This window comes from Lentzea sp. NPDC003310 (assembly GCF_040610935.1).
Classification (GTDB): domain Bacteria; phylum Actinomycetota; class Actinomycetes; order Mycobacteriales; family Pseudonocardiaceae; genus Lentzea.
In genome coordinates this window covers 200,815-217,231 of sequence record NZ_JBEXNC010000015.1, presented here as the reverse complement: position 1 = coordinate 217,231, position 16,417 = coordinate 200,815, and the positions used below count along the sequence as shown (strand labels likewise).

Genomic DNA, 16,417 nt, shown 5'->3' with positions numbered 1-16,417 from the left:
TCCGGTCGGCGTACGGTTCTGCGGCGAAGGTTGTTCGGCGACGCACGACGGACACGGGGAGCGGAGGGAGCGGCCCGCATGACCGAAGGAGACGCGCCTTCCTGGCCAGGGCTGCTGCACGCGTTGTGGCGCAGCGCGTTCGCCGCGGGCAGCACCAAGGTCTTCGCGAAGGAACTCTACCTGGGGCTTTTGGCGCTGCCGCACGTTCGCGGCGTCCTCGGCGCGCGTGTCGGCCCCGACGGTGACGTGCGGGTCGTGCGCTGGGCCGATCACGACCAAGGCGTGCTGAGCGGACCGCCCGGACTCGCCGGGGACGTCGCCCCGTGGGTCGCGCACGGCCCCTCGCTCCCTGCCCGCGACGCCGGTCAAGCGAAGATCACCCAACTGGGTGCGGGGGAACTGGCCACGTTCGCTCCCCGGCTGGCCGACCGCGTGCGCGCGGCCGGCGGGACGGTGGTGGTGGCCGCGTCGTTCCGCGCCGCCCAGGGCGACCGGGGCCTGCTGCTCGTGTGCCTGGCCCGGGAACCGGAGGACCCGACGGTCGCCCACGCGCTCGAGCAGATCGCCGACGTCGTCATCGCGGCCGACGACCGGATCGCCGACCAGGCACTGCTCGACAACCGGCTCGCGGCCGACGCCGTGCTCGCCGAGGTCTCGCTGCGGCTCGCCCGCTCGCTCGACGTCGAGGAGACCCTGCGCGCGGTCGTGCGGATGGCGGTGCCCGGACTCGCCGACGGTGCCGCGGTGCACATCCGGCGGCGCGACGGCGCACTGGAGCAGATCGCCGCCGCGCACGTCGACGTGCGCCGGGAGCGCCTGCTCAACGACCACCTGCGCGACGGCCGCTGGGCCGGGGTGCCGGTGCGCGACGGCGACGAGGTCGACCCGCTGCCGTCGCTGCTGCCCGCCGACGTCGGCCTGGACCTGATGACCAGCGCGGTCCTGCGGGCCCACGGGCGCACGCTGGGCGTGCTGACGTTCTTCCACCGGGCCGGCACGCGTCGGGTGCCCACGCGCGAGTTCGTGCGGGACATCGCCGCGAGGGCCGCACTCGCCATCGACAACGCGACCCTCTACAGCCGTCGCCGCGCCGAGGTCGAGGAGCTCCAGCTGCACCTGCTGCCCTCGGTGCTGCCGGTCATCGAGGGCGTGGAGGTGGCGACCGGGTACAACGTGGCCGGTCACCTGCTCGACGTCGGCGGCGACTTCTACGGGGTCGTGCGCCAGCCCGGCGACCGGTTCACCGCGCTCATCGGCGACGTGTGCGGCCGTGGTGCCGCGGCCGCCGCGCTCACCGGCCTCGCCCGGCACACCGTCGAGACCATCCTCGAGGAGGGCGGGCGCGCGGAGGACGCGGTGCGCCTGCTCAACACCAAGATGCTGCGCAACGGGGTCGGCAAGTTCCTCACGATGGCCGCCGTCACGTTCGAGGCGCCCACCTCCGCCGGCCTGCCGATGCGGGCGCTGACCGCCGGGCACCCGCCGCCGATCGTCGTCCGGCGCGACGGCCGGGTCGAGGAGGCCTCCTGCCGCGGCCAGCTCGTCGGCGTCCTCGACCACCCCGCGCTGACGCCGTCCGACGACGTGCTCGCGCCCGGCGACAGCGTGGTCCTGTTCACCGACGGGCTGGTCGAGGCCAGGGACGCGACCGGGACGTTCTTCGGCGACGCCGACCTCGAACCAACGCTGGCGGCCCTGCACGACCGGCCGCTGCCCGAGGTGGCGGCCGCGCTGGTCGAGGGCGACGGGCGCTACGCGGTGGACGACGACGCGGCGGTGATGGTGATCCGCTACCGCGGCCGCCGGGTGCTCGACACCGTGCTGCCGGCCGCCGAGGCACCGCAGGCCGCGCTCGCGGCGGTCAGATCGCTCGGCAGACCGGTGCCGGATCGGCTCGTCGGAGTGCCGGAGCACGGAGAGGTGACCGTGACCGTGGACGGGGACGCCACGTGGGCGCGGATCGAGATCAGTGGAGGTGCTCGGACGTGGTGGGAGGTCCTGTGACCGGCGGCGGCGAACAGGTCGTGCTGGTCGTCGAGGACAGCGAGGAGGACCGGGAGGCGATCCTGCGCGCCCTGTCGCGCTCGCACCCGGAGCTCGTGCTGGAGTTCCTGCCCGACGGGCACCTCGTCGCGGACCGGTTGCGGGACGGCACCTCGCCCCTCCCGGTGCTGGTGCTGCTTGACCTGAACATGCCGGGCGCCGACGGCTACCGGGTGCTCTCCGACCTGCGCGCGGACCCCGACGCGCGGCTGAACAACGTGATCGTCGTCGTGTTCACCTCCTCGACCACGTCCTCGGACATCGACCGCTGCTACGAGGCGGGCGCGGACAGCTACGTCTACAAGCCGGTGAACTTCACGCTGTTCCGGACCGTGCTGCAGGGCGCCGTCGACTACTGGCACACCAACGACTTCGTGCGTCCGGGCTAGGCCGCGTCCCGGAAGTCCGTCGGGCGGCAGCAGCGGCCGAGGGCCCCGGAGACAACACCGCCGCAACGCCCAGATACGCCCGGTATGAGGGCGTCGCGGCGGCGCCGTCTCCGGGTCTCTCGCCCACGTCTGCCACCGGACGAACCTCCGGTACACGACCTAGCGAACTACGATGCGGCGGTGACCCTGCTGGCCCGCCTGCGCGGCGGCACCGATGCCGCGCACCGCGCGCTGGAGGACGACCTCGCGTTCCTGTCCCGCCTCGGCTCGCCGCAGCGGTACGAGGACCTGCTCGGAGCATTCCTGGGGTTCCACGAACCGCTGGACAAGGCCCTGGCCGCAGCCACCGCCGCACAAGGGCTCCCGTGGACGCCCCTGGCCGACGCCGACCGGCTCGCGTGGGACCTGCAGCGCTTCGGGTGGAGCCCCGCGCGCATCGCCGCGCTACCCCGCTGCTCTCCGCCGGACGTCGAGACGCTGCCCGCGCTCATCGGTTCGCTCTACGTCGTCGAGGGCGCACGCCTCGGCGGTCAGCTGATCACGCGCTGGATCGCGGACTCGCTCGGGCCGGTGCCGGTGTCCTTCTTCGCCGGCGACGGGGACGCGCGGCGCCGGTTCCGGCGGTTCGGCGCGGTGGCGGAGGCGGCCCTGTCCGCCGAGCAGGTGCCGGACGCCGTCGAGGCGGCGAACCGGCACTTCCTGCTCGTGCGCGACTGGCTGGCCGAAGCCGGGCTCTGACCACCGTCAGGGCGCCCAGGGCGCGTCCACGGACCAGGTGATGTCCGGAACTAGGCTCGCGGCGGTGTCGTGCGGGGCGGACCCGCCCGGCGTCGCGAGCCACAGTTCGCTGCCGATGTGCCGGAGGTAGGAACCCGGGAAGTTCCAGGCGCTCAGGCGCACCCCGGTCGGTGCGGAGCGGGCGCACCAGGTGGCGTCCGCGCGCATCAACGCGGTCCCGTCGTCGGCGCTGATCCGCACGCGGCTGTTCTGGTGCCTCAGGTAGTAGCCGGGGTAGTTGCGTGACTCGAGGCTGTGGCAGCCGCCGGCGAGGCCCGGGACGATCCGCCACGTCGCGTCGGACTTGAGCAGCGCGGGACTGCCGGCGTCCACGTGTTCCGTGTGGCCCAACGAGTTCTGGTGGCGCGCGTACCGGTCGGTGAAGCCCGGCGTGGTGACGCGCAGCGACCTCGTCCCGGTGGGCAGGGTGGCCGGTGCGCCGTCGTCGCCCGCCGCGCCGGGCACGGCCGCGAGCGCCGACGCCCACCGGGCGGCCATCCGGTCGTAGCCGCCGCGGTTCGGGTGGACGCCGTCGGCGAGGTCCGCGGTGGTGAGGGCCGCGTGCATGTCGACGAAGTGCACCCGCGATCCCTTGCCGCGCACCATCTCCGGGATCGTCGCGTTGTAGGCGGCGGCCCTGGCCTCCAGCACGGGGTCCGACAGCGGGACGACGGACGCCACGAACACGTCCGCGTTCGGTGCCGCCGCACGGATGCGGTCGACCAGTGCGCTCAGCCGGGCCGGCGCGCCGCGCAGGTCGTGGTCCTGCACGATGTCGTTGGTGCCTATGTGCAGCAGGACGGAACGGGGCGCGGTGTCGCGCAGCACCCCGGTGACGATCGCGTCGATCTGGTCGATGCGCCAGCCGGAGTGGCCCTCGTGGTCGTGGTCGGGCAGGTCCGCCGGGCCGTTGAACCCGCTGCCGACGAAGTCGGTCAGGTGACCGGCTCCCGCCAGCGCACGCCACAGGGTGATGCGGTAGCCGCCGGGAACGTTGAAGCCGTCGGTGATCGAGTCACCGAGCGGCAGGATTCTCGTGCCGCCGTTGCCCTCCGCCGCGGCCGGCACCGCCGCGCCCAGGCAGGTGAGGAGGAACGCCGTCAGGATCGCTGTGCATCGTTGCCACATGACGAACTCCCGGAGTAGGAGGGCCGGGGCGGCGGCACCGCCCCGGCCTCGGTGGGACTACGGCGCCCAGGGGGCGGCGAGCGTCCAGGTGCTGTCCGCGGTGAGCGTCTGCGGCCGGTCGAAGCCCACCTCGGCGTTGCCGGACGCGACGAACACCTGCGACTCGAAGTGGCGCAGGTACGAGCCCGGCTTGTTGATCGACTCGAACGTCACGCCCGTGCCGCTCAGGCCCGGGCTGGCGCAGAACGTGGCGTCGTCGCGGAACAGCGCCGAGCCGTCGTTCGGCGAGTTCCGCACCCGGCTGTCGGCGTGGCGCAGGAACTGGCCGGGGAAGTTCACCGACTCGAACGAGTAGCAGGACGAGTCGGCGAGGCCGCGCCGGACGGTGTAGGTGGCGTCGGCCTTGAGCGTGCCGCTGCTGCCGCTCGTCACGATCTCCGTGTACGCCAGGCTGTCCGCGTGCCGCAGGTACCGGTCGGTGTGACCCCAGGTGGCCACCCGCAACGACTGGCGCACGTCGGTGGTGAGCCGTGCGGAGCTGCGCCAGAGCGCGGGATCAGCGGTGCCCCAGGTGGAGTCGGCCGCGAAGCCCGTCGCGGTGTCCCAGGGGTTCGGGCCGCCGCTGCGCGCAAGGTACGCGTTGTCGGCGTGGTGGCGCAGGTACGAGCCGGGGAAGTTGAACGACTCGAACGACGTGCCTCCCGAGGCAGGCCGGGCGCACCAGGTCGCGTCCGCCGCGAACGACCCGCCGGTGGACGCCTCGACGCGCGCGACGCTGTTGGCGTGCCTCAGGAAGCGGCCCGGGAAGTTCACCGACTCGAACGAGAAGCAGCGGGCGTCGGCAAGGCCCGCCACCGTGCGGAACGACGCGTCCTGGCGGTCGCCGTCGGCACTGGCGGAGCTGATGACGTCCGTGCGTCCCACCGAGTTCGCGTGCCGCAGGTAGCGGTTGGTGAAGCCCGGGGTGGTCACCCGGAACGACCGGACGTGCCCGAGCGTGAACGTCACCGGCGAGTTGCGGTTGCGCGAGGCGGCGATCAGGTCGGCGTGCGCGGCGCGCAGCTGGTTCGTGTCGACCTTCTGCACTCGCCGGTCGTAGGTGTAGAGGCCGTTGTACTCGCCCTCGACGTCGGTGATCTCCGTGTAGATGTACGCGGAGAGCCCCTTCGTGGTCATCAGCTGCTTCACGTCGCGGACCATGCCGGTGTAGCGGTCGTTGAGCTGGGCCGCGCTGAACACCTGCTCGTAGGCGAAGAAGTCGTTCTTCGGGCTGTACTCGTGGCCCGGCGTGCGCAGGCCGATGCCGCCGAACTCGCCGAGCACGGACACGCGGGTCGCGGACGGGCGCGGCGCGTCCGGTCCGGTGTAGACGTGCCAGTCGGCGATGTCGCCGTTGCCCGGATCCCCCTTGGAGACACAGCAGTTGTAGCCGCTGTGGGCGTTCATCAGCCGGGTCGGGTCGTAGTTCTCGAGGTCGGTGCTCACCCGCCGGGTGTCGGCGAGGTTCCACTCGCCCCAGCCCTCGTTGAACGGCACGTAGGCGACGACGGCGGGCGAGAACCGGTGCTCGTCCACGATCTCGCGGGCCTCGGTCTCGAACTGCGCGATCTGCGCCGCCGTGCGGCTCTGGTCGAACGCGGGCGTGGACGGGACGTCCTGCCACACCAGCAGTCCGAGCCGGTCGGCGTGGTAGTACCAGCGCGCCGGTTCGACCTTGATGTGCTTGCGCACCATGTTGAAGCCGAGGTCCTTGTGCTTCTGCAGGTCGGACGCGAGCGCGGCGTCGGTCGGTGCCGTGTAGAGGCCGTCGGGCCAGAAACCCTGGTCCAGCGTGCCGATCTGGAACACGAACTCGCCGTTGAGGGTCGGCCGGAGCACGCCGTCCACGACCTTCGTGCCGACCTCGCGCATGCCGAAGTAGTTCACCACCTGGTCGACCGTCGCCCCGGAGGAGTTCCGCAGCGAGACCCGCAGGTTGTAGAGGTACGGGTCGTCGGGCGACCAGCGGCGCGCGTTCGGCACGGGCACCGAGAACTCGGTGAAGCCACCCGTGGCGCTGCCCACGACGGTGGTCCCGGCCATCGACTCCGCGAGCACGGTGTGCCCGGAGTTGTTGCCCCGCGTGAAGACGCGGACCCGCGCGGTGTTGTTCGACAGGTTCGGGTAGACGTCGACCGAGAACACCGATGTGGGCGCCGTGGGTTCGAGCCACACGGTCTGCCAGATGCCCGAGGACGGCGTGTAGAAGATCCGGCTGGTGTCGTTGACCTGCTTGCCGACCGGCTGCTTCTCACCGCGGCCGTCGGTCGGGTCGTACACGCGCACGACGATCTCGTTGGTGCCGCCGTTGAGCTGCGGCGTGACGTCGACCTCGAACCGGTCGTAGCCGCCCTTGTGCGTGGTGACCTGGGTTCCGTTGACCCACACCGTCGCCTCGTAGTCGACCGCGCCGAAGTGCAGCTGCACCCGCCGGCCGCTCCACCCGGACGGCACGGTGAACGTGCGCCGGTAGAACATGAGGTCGCGGTTGTCGTTGCGCATGATCCCGGACAGCGCCGACTCGATCGGGTACGGCACCAGCACGCGCTCGGGCAGCGTCTGCCCCAGCGGCGGCGCCGCGTACCGGTTGACGTTGCCGGCCCCGTCGGTGGCGGGGTTGAGGAACTCCCACTCGCCGTTCAGCGACTGCCACTCCGGGCGGAGCATCTGCGGGCGCGGGTACTCCGGCAGCGGGTTGGTGGTCGAGACCTGGCCGGTCCACGGCGTGGTGAGCGGTGGTGTCTTGGGCGCGATCGCGGCGGAGGCCAGGCTCGCGTCGGTGGCGACGATGCCACCGACGAGGACCAGGGCGGCCGCCGCGCGGGCGACGAGGGAACGCATCGAACTCCTTCAGGCAGGGACTGGAGGGCGGCTCGGGGTGGTCCGGGCGGGATCAGGCCGCAGTGGACCGCACGACCGCGCGGAACGGTCGTGAGCGATGGTGTGGGGCGTCGCGCTCTAGGCAGCGAGGTCGAGCAGAAGAGCGGTCATCGTCGGCAGCTCCAGGGAAAGCTCGGCACGGTCACGAAACCGCACGCAGAAGGGTGTGGCAGGGCCAGCCGGGCAGGCTGCACCGGAAATCGTAACCCAAAGAAGAGCTGCAAAAAACACCAAAAAACGCCGCATTGAATCGGACAATTGCTCAGCAGAGTGTTCGACTTTGTTGGATCTGCGGCGGGCGTTTCCTCAGCGGCCGACGGAACGCAGGAACGCCTCGGCGAGCTCCGCCGTGTCGAGCCCGCCGGGATCGCGGCCGCTCGTGACCCAGAAGAAGGTCGGGCCGATCAGCAACGCCGTGGCGCGGTCCAGCGCCGTGCGGTCCCAGTCGGGCCACACCCGCTCCAGCACGACGCGGGCGGCGTCGCCGAGCACGTCCTTCGCACCCAGCAGGTCCGCGACGGCGCTGTCGCCCCGCGCCTCGTTCAGCAGCACGCGGTAGGCGACCCCGGCAGGCGACCGCCAGAGGAAGTCCGCCAGCGCGTCCAGGTAGGCGGCCAGATCCACCCGCGGATCTCCGGACGCCACAACGGAAAGCTCCTTCTCGGCGTCGAGCACGCTGGCCTCGAAGAGGATCTCCGCCTTCGTCGACCACCACCGGTAGACCGTCGCGCGCGACACCCCTGCCCGCTCGGCGACGCTCTTCACCGTCATGGCGGCGTAACCGGCTTCGAGCAGCAGGTCGTCCACGGCGTGCAGGACCGCCAGCCGCGCCTCCTCGCTGCGCGGACGACCGCCGGGACCCCGGTCCGAGTTCACGGGGACAGAGTAGCTGGACACGGTGTATCGCAACCGCTACGGTTTCGATACACCGTGTTTCGAAATCAGGAAGGCTCTTCCCCGTGACCAGAACCGCCCTCGTCATCGGCGCCTCCCGCACCCTGGGACTCGCCGTGGCGACCGAACTGCACCGCCGCGGGTGGCACGTCATCGGCACCGTGCGCGGCGAGCGACCCACCGCCCTGCACGACCTCGCCGGCGACCGGCTGGAGGTCGAACGGCTGGAGATGACCGACGAGCAGCAGATCCACGCGCTGGCCGACCGCCTCGCCGGACGGCCCCGCGACCTCCTGTTCGTCAACGCGGGCATCGCCCACGCGGACGTGCCGGTCGGCGAGGTGACCACCGAGTCGTTCACCCAGGTCATGATCACCAACGCGCTCGGCCCGATGCGCGTGGTGGAGGTGCTGGGACCGCTCGTCCGCGAGACCGGGACGATCGCCGTCATGTCGTCGAAGCAGGGCAGCCTGACGTTGAACACCAACGGCGGCCACGAGGTCTACCGCGCCAGCAAGTCCGCGCTCAACCAGCTCATGCGCAGCTACGCGGCGCGCCACGCGAGCGCGCGGACGTTGCTGCTGCTCAACCCCGGCTGGGTGCGCACCGGCCTCGGCGGCCCCGGCGCGCTGCTGGAGGTCGGCGAGAGCGTCCCCGGCCTGCTCGACGCCGTCGAGTCGCACGCGGGCGAGACGGGACTGCACTTCGTCGACCACCGCAACCAGACGGTGCCGTGGTGACGGGCGTGGTCGAGGAGGAGATCCCCGGCGGGGGCGTGCTCGTGCGTCCCGAGACCGGGAGCCGCGCCGGAGTGCTGGTCCTGCACGGGTCCTACGGTCCCGGCACGCGGGAGCGGTGCCGGCTCCTCGCCCGCGCCGGGCTGATCGCGCTGGGGATCCGGTGGTACGGCGGCGAAGGACAGCCGCCGGGCATCTGCGAGATCCCGCTGGAGACGTTCAGCCGAGGGTTCGACCTGCTGCAGTCCGTTGGCGCCGAACGGCTTTCCGCGCTCGGACTGTCCAAAGGGGCCGAAGCCGCGCTCTGGTTGTCCGTCCTCGACCCGCGCACGGCGGCCGTGGTGGCCCTGTCACCGACCTCGGTCACGTGGCCCAACCTCGGCCCCGGCACGGACGGGCGGAGCCTGCCCCGGCGCTCGTCGTGGACCTGGCGCGGCGAGCCGCTGCCGTTCGCACCCCTCGACGAGAACTGGGAGCCGGCGCCACGCGAGGACGGCCTCGTCGCCCTGCGCGGCTGGTACGAGCACAGCGCCGCGCTCCACCCCGACCGGCACGCGGCCGCCGCGATCCCAGTCGAGAAGGCGGCGGCCGAGCTCGTGCTGGTGGCCGGAGGGGACGACGGGACCTGGCCCTCTCCGGCCTCCGCGCGGGCACTGCGAGACCGCCGTCCGGGCTCCGTCCTGGTCGAACGGCGCGCGGCCGGCCACCGGCCCCGGTTCCCCGGCGAGGCGCCCGCCACCCCGTCGACGCACCTGCACTACGGCGGCACCGACGCCGACGACGCGGCGTTGGGCGAGGCCGCGTGGCCGCACGTCCTGAAAGCGTTGCACGGCAAAGGCTGATCAGCTCCGCAGCAGTGCCCCGGCGTCCAGCTTGCCCCACCCGTAGCGCGGGTTCCAGACCGGACCGGTGCCCGCGTCGCGGCGGGCGCTGATCCGCAACCGCTGCTGGACGTCCTCCGGCGTGAGCCGCGGTTCGCGCTGCAGCAGCAACGCGACCAGGCCGGCCACGAACGGCGTCGCCATGCTGGTCCCCTGGATCGTCACGTACTTCCCGCTCGGGTGCAGGCGGGAGGCGAGCCTCGGGTCCCCGGCGAACTCGGAGTTCGCCGCCAGCGCGGCGGTGACGACCTGGCCGGGCGCGACCACGTCGGGCTTCTGCACGCCCACCCTGGTCGGGCCGTGGCTCGAGAACGGGGACAGCGCGTCCACCTTCAGGCCGGCCAGCGTGGCGGTGCCCTGCGGGCCCTCGAAGGTCTTGCGGCTGACCAGCGAGCCGACGGAGATGGCGCGTTCCTCGGTGGCGGGGATGCCGAGCGTGTAGCCGTCGAGCGGGGCGCCGGGGAAGATCAGCCGGCCGCCCTGCGTGCCGGTGGCCCACGCGTGCACCTCACCGTGCACCACGGTGATCGGCCTGATCCGGATCGACCACACGTCGTTCACCCTGCCCGCGAGGAACACGTTCAGGTTCTGGTCGCGGTTGAGCGGGTTCTCCACGAAGTCGGCCAGGAACGGGCCGTCCGGGGTGTCGGTCTCCGTGCCGTCCGGGACGAACTGCTCGCCGCCCGGCGTCTCCAGGAACACGTCGACCTCGTCGCCGCGCGGGATCCACACGTCGCAGAGCAGCACTCCCCCGTCGACGACGCGGACGGGGATCACCAGGTCCTGGCCCGGTACGAGCCGGCCCTGCACGTGCAGGCCGTCCTCGCCCTCGTTGCCCGCCGCGACCACGATCACGCGGCCGGGGCCCGACGCCTGGGCGATCTCGTTCTCCAGCGCGGAGGTGCCGTCGTGCGCGCCCCAGTGGCCGCCGAGGCTCATGCTGACGACCGCGGGCCGGTCGCCCGCGAGCGCGAACGCCTGCCGGATGCCCTCGATCAGGTGCTCGTCGAGGAACGGTTCGCTGCGCACGCCCATCAGCGCCGCCTCCGGTGCGACACCGCGGAAGCGGGCGTCGGCGAGCGCGAACCCGTTGCCCGCCGCGATCGACGCGCAGTGCGTGCCGTGCCCGCCGGGGTCGCCGGCGGGGATGTCCGGGCCGCCGTTGAGGGCGTGGTTGATCGCGTCCGCGTCGAACGCCCGGTACGTCGAGACCTCGTCGTCGTCGCCGCGGTGGGCGTGCAGGAACCGCTCCAGCCTGGTGGTGCCGTCCTTGTGGCAGAAGTCGGGGTGGGACCAGTCGACGCCGCTGTCCACCACGGCGAGCAGCACACCCGCACCGGTCAGCCCGTTGTGCACCGGCAGGGCCAGCGCGGCGTCGAGGCCGGTCACCGCGCCCCGCGCGGAGTCCATCCTGGCGAACATCTCCTTGGGTGCCTCGGCACGGCGCAGCCACGGTTGACCGTCCAGATCGGACAGTCGGGTCACAGGCACGTTCGCGATCACCACCGCGGTGCCGGAGGACCCCGAGTCGGCCGGCCTGGAGACCAGCTCACCGCCCGCCGAGGCCAGCCAGTCGAGCGCCTGCCCCATCTCGTCGGACCGCACGATCAGCTTGGCCGACGTCCGCTCGGGCACCTCGGCCCTGGTCGTGCGTCCGACCACGTCCAGCGCCCGCGCGGCGAGACTGCCGGGAGCCGGTCTTCGTCCACCTGCGAACGTCGCCGCCCCGCGCAGCCGTGCGTCGAGGACCGTGTCGCGTCTGGGCTCCATCGCCCCTGCCCTTCAGCCGTTCCGAAGCGACCTGAGCGTCCGGGGTCCTTCGACGGCCTGCACCCAGGTCTCCTGACCGATCAGGCGCAGCACCTCGGGCGTGACGTTGCCGATCACCGAGCCGGGACCGCCGCTCACGACCTCCATGCCGATCTCGGCCAGCCGGTCCGCGGCGCCCCGGGGATCGGTTCCAGCCCGGAACCGCACGACGGCGCTGCGGCGTTCGCCCTCCTCGGCGTTGCGGCGCCAGCGTTCCAGCTCCGGGGCGACCACTCCTCGCCTCGGTTCCACACGCGGAACCCTACCTCCGGGTCTGCACCTCCACCCGGTGTATCCAGCGGCCGAATGGCCGTGTTACGGGGCCTTTCGGGTGGTCTTTCCGGCCGCAAGGGCGTTCGTCCGACGACGGCCGGGGCCGCCCTCACGAGGAAGGCGGCCCCGGCGCTCTCGTCACGACGCCAGGGGTTTGTCCCCCTGCACGCCCCACGCGACGCTGAACTGGTTGCGCACGAACCACTGCCCGGTCGACGGACGCCACACCGCCAGGTCGCCGACCCCGTCGCCGTTGTAGTCACCCGGCACCGGGACGTCGCCCTGCTGGCCCCACTGCGTCGAGCTGACGCCGCGGACGTGCCACTCGCCGGTGGACGGACGCCAGACCGTCAGGTCGAACCCGCCGTCACCGTCGTAGTCGGCCACCACGGGGACGTCGCCGCTCTGTCCCCACGGGACGGAGACGATGATCCCGAAGGCCCCGACGTAGTGCCAGGTTCCGGTGGACGGGCGCCACACGGCGGCCTGCGTCGCGCCGTCGCCGTCGTAGTCCGCGGGCACCGGGACGTCGCCCGCCTGCCCCCACTGCTGGGTGAACTGGTTGCGCACGAACCACTGCCCGGTGGACGGGCGCCACACCGCGACGTCGGTGATCTGGTCGCCGTTGTAGTCGCCGGGGACGGGGATGTCGCCCTGCTGACCCCACGCCACGGTGAACTGGCCGAGCACGAACCACTGCCCCGTCGACGGACGCCACACCGCGACGTCGGACACGCCGTCGCCGTTGTAGTCGCCCGGCACCGGGACGTCGCCCGCCTGGCCCCACTGCGTCGTGCTGATGTTGCGCACGAACCACTGCCCGGTCGACGGCCGCCACACGGTGGTGTCCGTGCGCTGGTCGTCGTTGTAGTCGCCGTCCGGCCCGCCGAAGGTGTAGCGGGAGTTGAGCAGCAGGTTCGGCGACCCCGCCCCCGCGTTCACCACGACGTCCTTCGTCGACTCGGTGAACGCCATCTCGAACCAGACGGTGGTCGGCGCGGCGTTCCGGTTGCGCTGCAGGTAGAGCGCGGCGACACCCGCCGCGTGCGGAGCCGCCATCGACGTCCCGCTGAGCGACCTGGTGGCGGTGTCGCTGGTGTTCGACAGCGACGTGATGTCGTCGCCGGGGGCGAAGACGTCCACGCAGCTGCCGAAGTTGCTGCCACCGCTCACCCAGTCGGTCGGCCGCACGTCGTCGCGGTCGGTGGCACCGACGGTGATCGCGTTGGGCGTGCGGGCGGGCGAGGTCTGGCAGGCGTCGACGTTCGAGTTGCCCGCGGCGACCGTGTACGTGATGCCCGTGGCGATCGAGGCCTCGACCGCCGCGTCCAGCGCCGCGCTGGCCCCGCCGCCGAGGCTCATGTTCGCCACGGCCGGGCGCACGGCGTTCTGGGTGACCCAGTTGACGCCGCTGACGACGCTGCTCGTGCTGCCGGAGCCGAAGCAGTTGAGGACCTTGACCGCCACCAGCCGCACGGACTTGGCGACGCCGTGCGTGGTGCCGCCGATCGTGCCCGCCACGTGGGTGCCGTGGCCGTTGCAGTCGGTGTTGTTGTTGTCCCCGGTGGTGTTCGTGCCCCAGGTAGCCCGACCGCCGAGGTCCGTGTGCGTCGTGCGGATGCCGGTGTCGATCACGTACGCGCGCACGTCGCGGGCACCGGACCCGGCGGAGACGTACTGCCCGTTCGACCGGCCGGTGATCTGGTCGAGCCGGTCGAGTCCCCACAACGCCGGCGGTGTCGCCTGGGTGGCGTCGGCGGTGATCTCGGCGTCCTGTTCGACGTAGGCGACGCGCGGGTCGGCCGCGATCCGCCTGGCCGTCGTCTCGTCGGCGCCGAGCGCGAACCCCTTGAGCGCGTGCGCCCACGTCTCCCGCACCTCACCGCCACCGTGCTTGGTGACGATGTCGATCGCGTCGGCGTTCTCCTTCAGCACCACGACATAGCGGCCGGCGATGGTCTTCGCCCCCGCGGCGACGCGGATCTCCCCCTGTGCCGCCATCGCGGGTGTGGCCAGGCCCGCGGCGGTGAAGGCCGCTATCGCGAGGGTGAGCACCACCCGTCTCGATGAGTACGACAATTCCGTCCTCCCAACGAAATTTCGCGGACATGTCCCCCGACGTCCGCCTGACGACGGTGACTGCGCCGGGTGGGCGCAAGCGAGCGGAACCGCCGGAGTTTCCGGTGAACTTCCGCTACGGTCGCCCGGTGTCCGCGTTCGCCGAGCTGCTGCGCCGTCACCGGGCGGCCGCGGGCCTGAGCCAGGTGGAGCTCGCGCGGCTCAGCGGGATCAGCGACCGCGCGCTGCGGGACCTGGAGCAGGGCAGGAGGGTGCCGCGGGCGCAGTCCGCGCGGCTGATGGCCGCGGCGCTGGAGCTGACCGGCGACGACCTGACCGCGTTCCTCGCCACGGCACGCCCGTCGTCCACGCCGGTGCCGTCCGCGCCGGTGAACACGGACGGTCTGGTCGGGCGGACCGACGAGCTGCGGTCGTTGCTGGACCTGGTGCTGCGGGGCCGGCACCGGCTCGTCTCGATCACCGGCCCGGCGGGCGCCGGCAAGTCGCGTCTCGCCACGGAACTGGTCGCGCTGCTCGGCGGGCGGACCGATCTGCTGGTGTGCGCGCTCGACCTGTCCGCCGTCACCGACGTGGCGCTGGTCGGCGATCTCGTGGCGGACGCGCTGGGCTGCGGCCCGTCCCGGCTGGCACCACCGGACCGGGTGGCCGCGCACCTGCGTGACAGGCGGGTGGTCCTCGTGGCCGACCGCTTCGAGCACCTGGTGGACGCGGCACCGGAACTCGCCGCGCTGCCACGCCGTTGTCCCGGCCTGACCGTCGTCGTCACGAGCCAACGGCCACTGCGGGTGCGCGACGAGCACGTGCTCCCGGTGAGCGGGCTGCCTCCGGCGGCCGCCGCGGAGCTGTTCGTGCGACGGGCCGGGCTGGCGGCCGCCGACGACGCGGTGCACACGATCTGCCGCAAGGTCGAGCACCTGCCGCTCGCGATCGAGCTCGCGGCCGGCTGGGTGCGGCTGATGAGCCCGGCGGACCTGGCCGTCCGCCTCACCGACCGGTTGCGCTACCTCACCGACGGGCCGCGCGACCTGCCCGCCCGGCACCGGTCGCTGCGCGCGGCCGTCGAGGCCACGCTGGACCTGGTGACCGCCGAGGCGCGCGCCACGTTCCGCTTCCTGGGCGGCTTCCACGGCGGCGTCCGCCTGCGGGACCTCGAGACCCTGCTGGGACAACCGCTGCCGGAGCTGACCGAGCTGATCGACATCAACCTGGTCCGCCTCACCCCGGACGGCGACACGTCGCGCTACACGCTGCCGGACACCGTCGCCGAACTGGCCGCCGAACAGCTCGACTCCCCCGACGCCCACGCCCGGATCGCCGCGCACTACCTCGACCTCCTGCGCGCCGGGGCGACGCTCGGCGCCCTCGACGCGGCCAACGTCCGTGCCGCGGTGCGCTGGGCGGCGGCCGAGGACCCCGCGCGGCTCGACGCGGCCGCCGCGATGGCGCTGACCCGCTACTACGAGGCCACCGGACGGCTCGGCGAGGGCGCGGAGCTGCTGCGCCAGGTGGGCGCGGGCGGCATCCCGCCGTTGCTGATCAGGTCGGGCCAGCTGGCGGCGTTGCGCGGCGACCTGGACGCGGCGAGCGAGTCGGCGGGCCGTGCGCTCGCCGTGGCGGCGGAGGACGACCACGGCACCCGGACCGCGGGCCTGAGCCTGCTCGGCATGGTCGCGGTGGAGCGGGGCGACCCCGCCGCCGCCCTGGCACACCTGCGCCGGGCACTGGCCGTCGCCCGCCGGTCCGGCGACGACGCGACGCTCGGCCGCGTGCTGAACAACCTCTCGTCGGCGCTGGCCGAGATCGGCCGTCCGCAGCAGGCGATCGGCCGGTTGGAGGCGGCGCTGGCGGCGAAGCTCCGCGCGGGCGCCGGACCGTTCGAACTGGGACGCACGCTGTTCAACCTCGCCCTGCTGTCCCTGGACCTCGGCCTGCTGGAGGTCACCGTCGGGCGAGCCGCCGAGGCAGTCCGCCTGCTCACGGAGGGTGGCCACACCCTCTTGGCAGCGCTGGCCGAGACCACCGCCGCGCTGGCGTTGCTCGACCACGACCCGGCGGCGGCCTCGGCGTGCGTGCACCGCGCCGACCGCCTGCTCGCGGACTCCGTGGCGGAGAACGGCAACGACCGCGTCGAGGCCACCGTCCACCTGCGCGCGAGCGTGGTGCGGCAGGCGCTCGGCGACGCGACGGCGTGGCGGGAGCTGGCCGGGGCGGCCCGGATCTCGCTCGCCCACACGACCCGCGACCGCGACTCGGTCGCGGAGGCCCTGACCCTGCACGCCCGCTACCTCCGCGCCCGCGATCCCGAGTGCGCGGCCGCCCTGCTGGCCACGGCGGATCGCCTGCGGCGCAAGAAGATCACGCCCTTCGTGGCCGCCGCCCGGGACCACGCGCTGGCCGCGCTCGGGAAGCACGCCGCGACCGCCCTGGACGACGTGGCGCTGATCGCGTTCGCCGAGGCGCGGGCGCCCCGCTGACGAACCGGCCCGGG

Annotated in this window: 12 protein-coding genes; 6 read left to right on the top strand and 6 right to left on the bottom strand. The window is 73.0% G+C overall.

Going from position 1 to position 16,417, the window contains the following annotated elements; genetic code table 11:
* Positions 1-78: 78 nt before the first annotated feature.
* From ABZX02_RS30165 to ABZX02_RS30155, 3 genes are all read left to right on the top strand, one after another.
* A complete protein-coding gene (locus ABZX02_RS30165) occupies positions 79-2,004 on the top strand; it encodes a GAF domain-containing SpoIIE family protein phosphatase (RefSeq protein WP_355303047.1) in 1,926 nt (641 codons plus the stop codon).
* Entirely contained in the window at positions 1,986-2,432 is a 447-nt protein-coding gene (locus ABZX02_RS30160) for a response regulator (protein WP_355303046.1), read from the top strand. The genes ABZX02_RS30165 and ABZX02_RS30160 overlap by 19 nt, the downstream gene beginning before the upstream one ends.
* 180 nt (positions 2,433-2,612) lie before the next feature.
* The gene (locus ABZX02_RS30155; protein ID WP_355303044.1) at positions 2,613-3,170 is read left to right on the top strand and encodes a biliverdin-producing heme oxygenase; all 558 of its coding nucleotides are present in this window, start codon (positions 2,613-2,615) and stop codon (positions 3,168-3,170) included.
* Between the two features lie 6 nt (positions 3,171-3,176).
* Here the strand turns inward: ABZX02_RS30155 and ABZX02_RS30150 are convergent, their stop codons facing one another.
* From ABZX02_RS30150 to ABZX02_RS30140, 3 genes are all read right to left on the bottom strand, one after another.
* Positions 3,177-4,337 (bottom strand): AbfB domain-containing protein, encoded by a 1,161-nt coding sequence (locus ABZX02_RS30150; protein ID WP_355303042.1) that lies wholly within the window; start codon positions 4,335-4,337, stop codon positions 3,177-3,179.
* Between the two features lie 57 nt (positions 4,338-4,394).
* Complete coding sequence (locus ABZX02_RS30145; protein ID WP_355303040.1) at positions 4,395-7,217, bottom strand: AbfB domain-containing protein; 2,823 nt, start codon at positions 7,215-7,217, stop codon at positions 4,395-4,397.
* Positions 7,218-7,562: 345 nt separating this feature from the next.
* Complete coding sequence (locus ABZX02_RS30140) at positions 7,563-8,132, bottom strand: TetR/AcrR family transcriptional regulator (RefSeq protein ID WP_355303039.1); 570 nt, start codon at positions 8,130-8,132, stop codon at positions 7,563-7,565.
* An 83-nt stretch (positions 8,133-8,215) separates the two neighbouring features.
* Between ABZX02_RS30140 and ABZX02_RS30135 the strand changes: the two genes are divergently transcribed.
* Both ABZX02_RS30135 and ABZX02_RS30130 read left to right on the top strand, forming a co-directional pair.
* Positions 8,216-8,890, top strand: a complete 675-nt coding sequence (locus ABZX02_RS30135) for an SDR family NAD(P)-dependent oxidoreductase (protein WP_355303037.1) — start codon at positions 8,216-8,218, stop codon at positions 8,888-8,890.
* On the top strand, positions 8,887-9,729 hold the full coding sequence (locus tag ABZX02_RS30130) for an acyl-CoA thioester hydrolase/BAAT C-terminal domain-containing protein (RefSeq protein WP_355303035.1): 843 nt from the start codon (positions 8,887-8,889) through the stop codon (positions 9,727-9,729). The genes ABZX02_RS30135 and ABZX02_RS30130 overlap by 4 nt, the downstream gene beginning before the upstream one ends.
* Here the strand turns inward: ABZX02_RS30130 and ABZX02_RS30125 are convergent, their stop codons facing one another.
* From ABZX02_RS30125 to ABZX02_RS30115, 3 genes are all read right to left on the bottom strand, one after another.
* Positions 9,730-11,538, bottom strand: coding sequence for a S8 family serine peptidase (locus ABZX02_RS30125; protein ID WP_355303033.1), 1,809 nt, complete (start codon positions 11,536-11,538; stop codon positions 9,730-9,732).
* A 12-nt stretch (positions 11,539-11,550) separates the two neighbouring features.
* Positions 11,551-11,829, bottom strand: a complete 279-nt coding sequence (locus ABZX02_RS30120) for a hypothetical protein (RefSeq protein ID WP_355303031.1) — start codon at positions 11,827-11,829, stop codon at positions 11,551-11,553.
* 159 nt (positions 11,830-11,988) lie between these two features.
* Positions 11,989-13,905, bottom strand: a complete 1,917-nt coding sequence (locus ABZX02_RS30115; protein ID WP_355303029.1) for a S8 family serine peptidase — start codon at positions 13,903-13,905, stop codon at positions 11,989-11,991.
* 152 nt (positions 13,906-14,057) lie between these two features.
* Between ABZX02_RS30115 and ABZX02_RS30110 the strand changes: the two genes are divergently transcribed.
* Complete coding sequence (locus ABZX02_RS30110) at positions 14,058-16,403, top strand: tetratricopeptide repeat protein (protein WP_355303027.1); 2,346 nt, start codon at positions 14,058-14,060, stop codon at positions 16,401-16,403.
* Positions 16,404-16,417: the final 14 nt, after the last annotated feature.